The sequence below is a fragment of the Dokdonella sp. genome (genome assembly GCF_051958935.1).
GTDB lineage: Bacteria > Pseudomonadota > Gammaproteobacteria > Xanthomonadales > Rhodanobacteraceae > Dokdonella_A.
The window spans coordinates 1-7818 of sequence record NZ_JBQCFP010000140.1 but is presented as its reverse complement, the minus strand read 5'-3'; the positions used below and the strand labels follow the sequence as shown (position 1 = coordinate 7818).

At 66.2% G+C, this 7818-nt stretch carries 4 protein-coding genes and 1 pseudogene; 4 read left to right on the top strand and 1 reads right to left on the bottom strand.

Features of this window, described 5'->3' with window-relative positions; translation table 11 throughout:
* The coding region (locus tag ACTHK2_RS13935; protein ID WP_440246322.1) for a hypothetical protein at positions 1 to 808 on the top strand (808 nt) is incomplete at its 5' end.
* Positions 809 to 990: 182 nt separating this feature from the next.
* A complete protein-coding gene (locus ACTHK2_RS13930; RefSeq protein WP_440246321.1) occupies positions 991 to 3156 on the top strand; it encodes a hypothetical protein in 2166 nt (721 codons plus the stop codon).
* A gap of 122 nt (positions 3157 to 3278) precedes the next feature.
* On the opposite strand, the gene ACTHK2_RS13925 is transcribed toward ACTHK2_RS13930, so the two are convergent.
* Positions 3279 to 4184, bottom strand: coding sequence for a DUF3667 domain-containing protein (locus ACTHK2_RS13925; protein WP_440246320.1), 906 nt, complete (start codon positions 4182 to 4184; stop codon positions 3279 to 3281).
* A gap of 12 nt (positions 4185 to 4196) precedes the next feature.
* On the opposite strand from ACTHK2_RS13925, the gene ACTHK2_RS13920 reads away from it, so the two are divergent.
* Together ACTHK2_RS13920 and ACTHK2_RS13915 are read left to right on the top strand one after the other, a co-directional pair.
* A complete protein-coding gene (locus tag ACTHK2_RS13920) occupies positions 4197 to 7442 on the top strand; it encodes an RHS repeat domain-containing protein (RefSeq protein WP_440246319.1) in 3246 nt (1081 codons plus the stop codon).
* Positions 7443 to 7543: 101 nt separating this feature from the next.
* Positions 7544 to 7818: pseudogene (locus ACTHK2_RS13915) on the top strand (type IV secretion protein Rhs); the annotation flags it as partial.

The following is a 7818-nucleotide window of genomic DNA, read 5'->3' as shown; positions in this document are numbered from 1 at the left end:
GGGCGCACTCGTGCGCCGTTTCGCGAGCGATGCCGTATCACCGTGGCGCAGTGCCGAACGCTACTTCGCCGAGGAATGGGTGAAGCCCGACGCGAAGCCCGCGACGGGCGCGGGCATGCACCGTTTCACCTGGGACCTGCGCACCGCGCGCCCGCACGCGATCAGCTACGACTACAGCATCGCCGCCGTGCACGGCCGCGACACCGCGCTGACGCCGCAAGGCGTACTGGTGCCGCCCGGCACCTACGACGTCGCGCTCATCGTCGACGGCGCCACGCTGCACGCGCCGCTCGAGGTGAAGGCCGATCCGCGCAACCCCGCAAGCGCCGCCAGCCTGGACGCGTCGCTCGCGTTCGCGCGCGAGCTTGCGGGTTCTCTCGAACGCGCGTATCTCGCCTACGGCGAGTTGCAGGCGCTGCGCGCGCAACTCGACGCCGCGCGCAAGGGCGACGGCGCGCTCGCGGGCGACGCACGCAAGCCGATCGACGCGCTCTACCACGCGACCACGCCGCTCGTCTCCGGCGCCGGCGCGGACAAACCGGGTATCGCAACCGTGAGCGGCGTGCTGTCGTCGGTGTATACGGACGTGGAAGGCGCCGACCGCGCCCCGACCGCCGCGCAACGCGCGGTGCAGGCCGACTACGACGCGCGCCTCGCTGCGTTGCTGCAGCGCTGGCAGGCGCTGCGCGACGGCGATGTGAAGAAGGTCGATGCGCAGCTCGTCGCAATGGGAAAACCGGCGATCCGCTGGCCGGCGCTCGAGGAGGTCAGGCTGGAAGGGGAAGGCGAGGCGAAGGACTTGCCATGAGCACCGGGTGTTGGACGGCTGGAGAGGCGCCGTGGCCCATCGGCCTCGCGGCGACCGCATGCATCCCCGTCCATGCGTCGCGTCCCGACGCCGACGAAGCCGCAAACGGTACAATGCACACCTCGGCCACGCGCAGGGCGCCGCGGCCATCGACGATGTCGGCGTGCAACAGGGGGCTCGTGATGACATTCCGCAGAAGGGCTGCCGGCCTGCTGGGCGGCTTCATGCTCGTGGTGGCCGGTCTGGCGAATGCGGATGTCGGTTACGACGCCGCGCCCGTCGAATTGCCGTATCGCGGCTACGAAGCCAACGTATTCACTTTCGCGCCGGGGCCCGGCGCGACGGACGTGCGCGCCTCGATGATGTTCGGCGGACAGGCGAGCACGATGAGCTCGAGCTGGTTCAGCACCCTCGGCTACATGGGCGATGCGGCAGGGCCGACGGCTCAGGTCGCGCCGCCCGTGCTCAGCCATGTCGTGGCGCGAGGCGTCGATGTCGCGGCGGCATCCGAGCCGGTCGTGGTCGTCGCCGGTGATCTCGCCGGTGGCGTCAACCGGCTCGCGCTCCAGGTGTTCGCGGGCAACCCGCTCGCGTGGCACGCCACGCGCCAGATCGTTCCGTACGACCAGGTGACCGCGGTCGCGCTCACCCGCATCGCCTCCGCCGATGATTTCGATGTCGCGGTCGGCGGCGATCTGGGGATCAGCCTGTTCCGTGGCGCGGCGACATCGCCGGCATGGCGGGTGCAGGATTCCTCGCACTCGATCGCCCATGTGCCGGCGACAGGTGCGCAGCCCGACCGTCTCGTCGTAGGGGGCTACTCCACCGTCGACATCCGCGCAGTATCGGATGGCCATTTGCTGTGGTCGTGGGCCGGCACCGGTGGACGCAAGGTGCTGGTCGGCAACATCGCCGGCTCCGCATCGCCGGAGTTCGTCGTGCTCGGCGCGGACCACAGCGTCATTGCTTTCGACGCGGACGCGCCGGCGCTGCGCTGGCGCAAGCTCGACGTGTCGGCGAACGACATCGCGCTCGGCGATCGCGACGGCGACGGCGTGATGGACGTGCTCGTCGCGACCACCGACGGCAGTGGCTTCTGGCTCGACGGCAACGGTATGCGGGTCGGCGGGGAGGTGGCGCTGCCGTACCTGGAGGCGCGCATTGCGGTGGCGAAAGTGGACGCGGCGCCCGCGCGCGTGCTCGTGCTGGGCTCGTCCCGCGAGGGTGCCGGCATCGGCGTGCGGTCGCTCGATCTCGCAACCTCGGTGTCCACCGTCGATCCGCAGGGCGGGCCGTTCGATCGTATCCTGATTGGCGATACCGACGCCGACGGCGACGACGAACTCGTTTCGCTCGCGGATATACCGCTCGGCTATCCGGGCGTCGGCGGGTACGCCGGCCGCATCTCGATTCGCGATCTCGACACCCATGCGCTGCGGTGGCGTTCTGCTATTCCGGCCGAACCCGGAGGACCGAACGGCAGCGACCCGTTGCTCGACGTCGCGATCGGGCATGTGCAGCCCGGCGCGGGAAGACAGATCGTCGTGCTGGGCCGCGATGCCCTGAATGGCCACTACACGCCCGTGCTCGATATCCTCGACGGCGCCAGCCATGCATTGCTGCGGCGGGTCCCGTTGCCGCTGACCGATCGCATCGTCAAGCGCGTGCTGCTCGCCGATCTCGACGGCGACGGCGTCGACGAGGTCGTGCTCCTCAGCGATCCGAGTCCCAACAACAACGGGCCGGGCACGCAAGTGCACGTGCTGCGCGCCGACACGCTGGCGGTTCTCTGGACTTCACCCGAGCTCACGCCTTTCTGGGGCCTCTCCAGCATGTTCCTGCGCCCCGTGGCCGGAGGCCCGCCGCATCTGGTGGTTTCGGTTCCGCAGGTCGGCCTTTGGTCTATCGACCTTGTCAGCCATGCCGTCGACTACAACGTGCCGGTCGGCGGACGATCGACCGCGTTGCTGCCGAATGGGCGCATCGCAGTGCTCGATCTCGGCACACCGACGGTCGTCGTGCTCGACGCGACCCATGGCGGTGAACTGGATCGCATGATCATGCCGGATGCGGCGTACTACGCGATCGCCGCGGTCCCCGGCGATGCCGACCGCATCGCCGTCGCCGTCGACGATCAGCTGCAGACGTGGAACCTCGCCGAGCATCGGCCCGAAGGGCGATCGCCCGTCGTAGGACCTGACCTCGCGGTCGGCGGCACCCTGCTCGCCCACGTCGGGCCGAGCGGTGCGATGTTCTACGCCGGCAACAGCATCGGCATCTGGGCGTTCCAGGCGCGATCGTACGAGCCGCTCATCTTCACCGACGGCTTCGATTCGTCCGCGCCTTGATCGCGTGCGGGTCGAGGCCACGTCGCGGAGTGGAGTGCACCGAGGCGACACCTCGCCGTGCGAGGGTCGCGCGGCGCGATCGCGCTGTTCGCCGAGCATGATCGTTGCGCGCGACGTCGCGCTCAGCGCGTCGCCACCCACAGGGTGGCCGCGAACTGCACCGGCCGGTAGACGAAGAGATTTACCGCGACCATCGCCGCGATGAGCGCGGCGCCGGACAGCACGGCGCGCAACCAGCCGGTGCGATATGCGCGATGCAACATAAGCACGGCGTAGAGCACGTAGAGGAAGCGCGCGGCCCAGTCGAGCGCCGACGTCGGCACGGCCGTCGCGAATGACGGCACATGCCGCTGCAGCAGCGTGTAGACGTGCACCAGCGCGGTCACCATGACCAGCGCGAATGCGAAGTAGTGCATGGCCACGACGAAGTGCTCGGCGTAGTACAGGCGCCGGTCGGCATAGATCAGCAGTAGCGCGAGCGCGACGAACGGCAGGTGCAGGATCACCAGCGCCTTGCTCACGTCGTCGGCGCGTGCGTCGTAGCGTTCGCGCAACTTCCGGTAGCCGTCGCCGTCGTGGCCGGGGTCGAGCGCGGACGCTTCGCGATCGACCCATGCCGCCGTGAACGCGGCGTGCGCCTGTCCCGCCCACGTGTAGCCGCTGGTGTCGGTGCCGGATTCGGCCGCCGCCGCCGCGACGCGGCCCGACACCTGCTTGTCGAACTGCATCGCATAGTCGCCGTGCAACGGCGACAGGAAGTACACCACGTTGATCGCGAAGAACAACGCAACCGGCGACAGCCACCGCGCGCGTCGTCCCTCGTTGTAATCGAGCGACAGCAAGCCGGGCCGGAACAGCAACGCAATCAGCGAACGCCAGACACGCCCGTCGAGGTCGGTGAGGCTGTGCGTGAACTCGCCGAGCAGGTGGCCGAAGCGGCGGTCGGCGGGTTCGAAGCGTTTTTGGCCGCAGGTGGGGCAGTAGCGGCCGGGGACGGGTGTGGAGCAGTTGACGCAGGGTTCGGACATGCGGGCGGTCGGATGATGCCGGCGGTCGGGCATCCTAACGCGGTGGGGGCTTGCGCGCATCGCGAGGTATCGGTGTGCGATATCCAGTACCTCGGTGCCAGGACTGGTCGCGGATTTCTGGCAATGCACGGAACGTCACGCGGGCGATATGCAATGCCATGCGGACAATCGGGATCAGGCCTGCGGGTAAAAGTGTGCAATAAGTATCATAAGAGCCATGCGAACTCTGGCGGAGTAATGGATAAAGAGTATTGTGCGCGTACCGGCGTCAGGCGGACAGCTGTCAATGCCGCGTCTAGAAGAGTCGCGACGCGATGCAAAACAAGTTCGTCAATGAGGAGAGCCGCGGTGCGCGTAAGTAATGTCGTCCGGTTCATCGCCAGATCCTTCGCCGCGCCTCCTCTGCTTACCGCTCTTGTTGTCGCCGTACCCGCAAATGGCCAGACGGTCAATCTCGCATGCCGTCTCCAACAAGGGGGGCAGGCCGAGTGTGTAGAGCCGGATACCGGACCGTGGTATGCCTATGCAGCAGTAGCGACATTCGTCGGCTCCGATCCGCCCTGCTGGGTCAATGCCCAGGCGCAAGTCGGGGGATGCTCGGACGATGCCGAGTCTCTGTACGACGGAGTCAGGCCGAACTGGCAAGCCAAGCAATCAGGGACACTATGTTCGGGTCCCGACTTCGTAGGGCCTCTGAGCGAAAGGATTTCATGGAAGCTCGGCACGGTGCAGAGTTACGGGCATGACTACGAATCCTGGACTGGATACTGGAGCGGATCTACCTGCGCTCCGCAATGGATGACGCCGGGGCCGACCGCTTGGCGGCAGCGGTGGGTACGCTGTCCTCCGGATTTCACGGAGTACAACCCATCCGATCCCAAGGACGGCTATTGCTTTCGTTTGAAGCGAGAAGGCTGCCCTGCAGGTAATCCAATACAGTGCGCTGGCGGCCAGAATGCGCAGGCAGAGACGGATATCTCGCGACAAGGGGCGTCGCCGCTGGAATTCGTGCGCTACTACTCGAGTACGGGGTTTTGTACCTCGGTTCACACGGAAAAGGCGCGGAGCGAGCTGGGGCCGAAATGGCGACACAGCTGGCAGAGCGCAGTCGTGGTGGAGCCGGGCCTGATCGGACAGGATACGTACGCCTACGTCACACGTCCCGACGGGGACTACCGCCACTTCCGCCTTTCTGGGGGCGCTTGGCTTGGGCGGCCGGACAAGCCGGAAACGCTGGTGGAGGTCATCAGCGGGGGCGTGCGGACGGGTTGGACCTACACTGCTGCAGACAATTCCATCTACCGCTACGACGCCGCTGGCCGCTGGCTTTCACTCGAGCAACATGGACTGGTGTCTACGCTGACATACAGCGACGCAACAACGCCGCCGTCCATCGCGCCCGTGAGCGGCCTGCTGATTCTCGTCACGGATGCCCGAGGCCGTTCGCTTCAGTTTCGCTACGACGCCGACGGCTACCTCATCGAGGTGACCGCGGCGGACGGACAACACCTGGGTATCCGATACAAGACGCTGGACACTAGCGTCTCGGGTGCTCCCTCTCGTCCCGTCAACCTTGGCCTCGTTGCATTCGTGGATCGCCCCGACGGCTCGACGCGTGAGTACAAATACGACGAGCCCGTCAACGTTGCTGCTTACACCTCGTACAAAGAGCAGCTCACCGGCATTGTCGACGAGAAGGGCGACCGCTACGCCACCTACCAGTACGACAGTGCCGGTCGTGCCTATAAGGAGTGGCATGGGAGCGCCAATGCCGACCTGCTGAGCTTCACGTTTCATTCTTATAACTCGGCCACATCGACGACCGAGCTTCTGACATCACTCGGCCAGAAGTTGCGCCGCAAATTTGTAGCAGTCAACGGTGTCGTACGGGATGCGGGCACGGATCGGTGCGCGACAGCAAACTGCAGCTCCGTCGTGGCAACGTCATCGACCACGTATGATGGTAATGGCAATGTCGATCTGGCGACGGATTTTAATGGGGTGGTCACCGACCACGACTACAACTCGCGTGGCCTGGAAACGAAACGCGTCGATGCCTCCAATGCGAGCGGCGCGAACGCTGCGACAAAGCGCACGACCGAGACGATCTGGAACGCAAGCTTCAACGTCCCGGACCAGCGCGCCGTCAAGAACTCAACGGGGATTGCCGAGACACAAACGAAGTGGGCATACAACACGCGTGGCCAGGCTATCGCGTACTGTCAGGTCGACCCGGCGGTTAGCGGAGCGAGCAGCTATTACTGCGGATCCTCGACAGACACCCCCGCAGGCGTACGCCAAACGCTGACGTCCTATTGCGAGTCCGCCGACGTCACCGCCGGAGCCTGCCCTCTGGTTGGCCTCGTCACTGCGGTGAACGGCGCACGCCAGACCACCGACGCCGGGATGGCGAGCGGCGACGACATTGCTACCTATACGTACCGGATGGCCGATGACTCGACCTGCGCGTCCGGTGGCGCGTGCACCTATCGCAAAGGCGACCTCTGGAAGGCCAACAACGCACTCGGCCAGGTCACCGAGTACGTGAGCTACGACAAGAATGGCCGCGTCACGCGCGTAAAGGACGCGAACGGCACCTATACCGACTTCGTCTACCACGCGCGCGGCTGGCTCACCGACCGCAGCGTGCGCGAGAGCGCGGTTGGCACGCCGGGCGCAGGCGACGCGACCCTGCACATCGACTACGACGCGGTCGGCAACGTGACGAAGGTGACGCAGCCGGATGGCGCGTACCTCCAGTACACGTACGACGACGCGCACCGCCTCATCAAGATCACCGACAACCTGTCCAACAGCATCGACTACTGCCCCGGCGGTGTCGGCACCGCCGACTGCCTCGATGCGGCGGGCAATCGCAAGGTCGAACAGGTCAAGGATGCGTCGCTTGTTGTGAAGCGCCAGCTGCGCCGCGTCTACAACCAGCTCGGCCAGCTCACCCAGGTCCTCAATGCGGCGAACGTGGCGGTCGAAACCTCGGCGGGCATTGCCGGCACCAACATCGTCGACGGCTACGACCGCAACGGCAACCGCGTGCTCAAGGACGACGGCCTCGCGGTGCGCACGCAGCAGGACTACGACCCGCTCAACCGCCTGAAGAAGACGATCCAGAATCTCGCCGGCGCCGATACGGCCACGCAGAACACGAGCACGAGCTACACCTATGATGCGCGCGACAACCTTCGCCAGGTGACCGACCCGGATAGCCTCAACACCGTCTACACACCTACGACGGACTGAACAACCTCACCGATCTCGACAGCCCGGATACCGGCCACACGCACTACGCCTACGACGCGGCCGGCAACCGCATCAGCCAGACCGACAACCGCACGCCGTCGGTGACAAGCACGTACGCGTACGACGCGTTGAATCGGCTCACCGGCATTACGTATCCGACGGCGAGTCTCGACGTCGACTATGCGTACGACCAGGGCGACGGGACGACCGGCTGCAGCGGCTCGTTCCCGCAGGGGCGCCTGACGACGATGACGGACGCGACTGGCAGCACCAAGTACTGCTACGACCGGCGCGGCAACGTCACGCGCAAGACGCAAGTGGCGAGCGGTACGACATTGGTCACGCAGTATGGCTACACGGCGGCGGACCGGATCGC

Coding starts and splice junctions, on each gene's coding strand:
- ACTHK2_RS13920 (WP_440246319.1), top strand. CDS start 4,197: ATGATGCCGGCGGTCGGGCATCCTAACGCGGTGGGGGCTTGCGCGCAT.
- ACTHK2_RS13930 (WP_440246321.1), top strand. CDS start 991: ATGACATTCCGCAGAAGGGCTGCCGGCCTGCTGGGCGGCTTCATGCTC.
- ACTHK2_RS13925 (WP_440246320.1), bottom strand. CDS start 4,184: ATGTCCGAACCCTGCGTCAACTGCTCCACACCCGTCCCCGGCCGCTAC.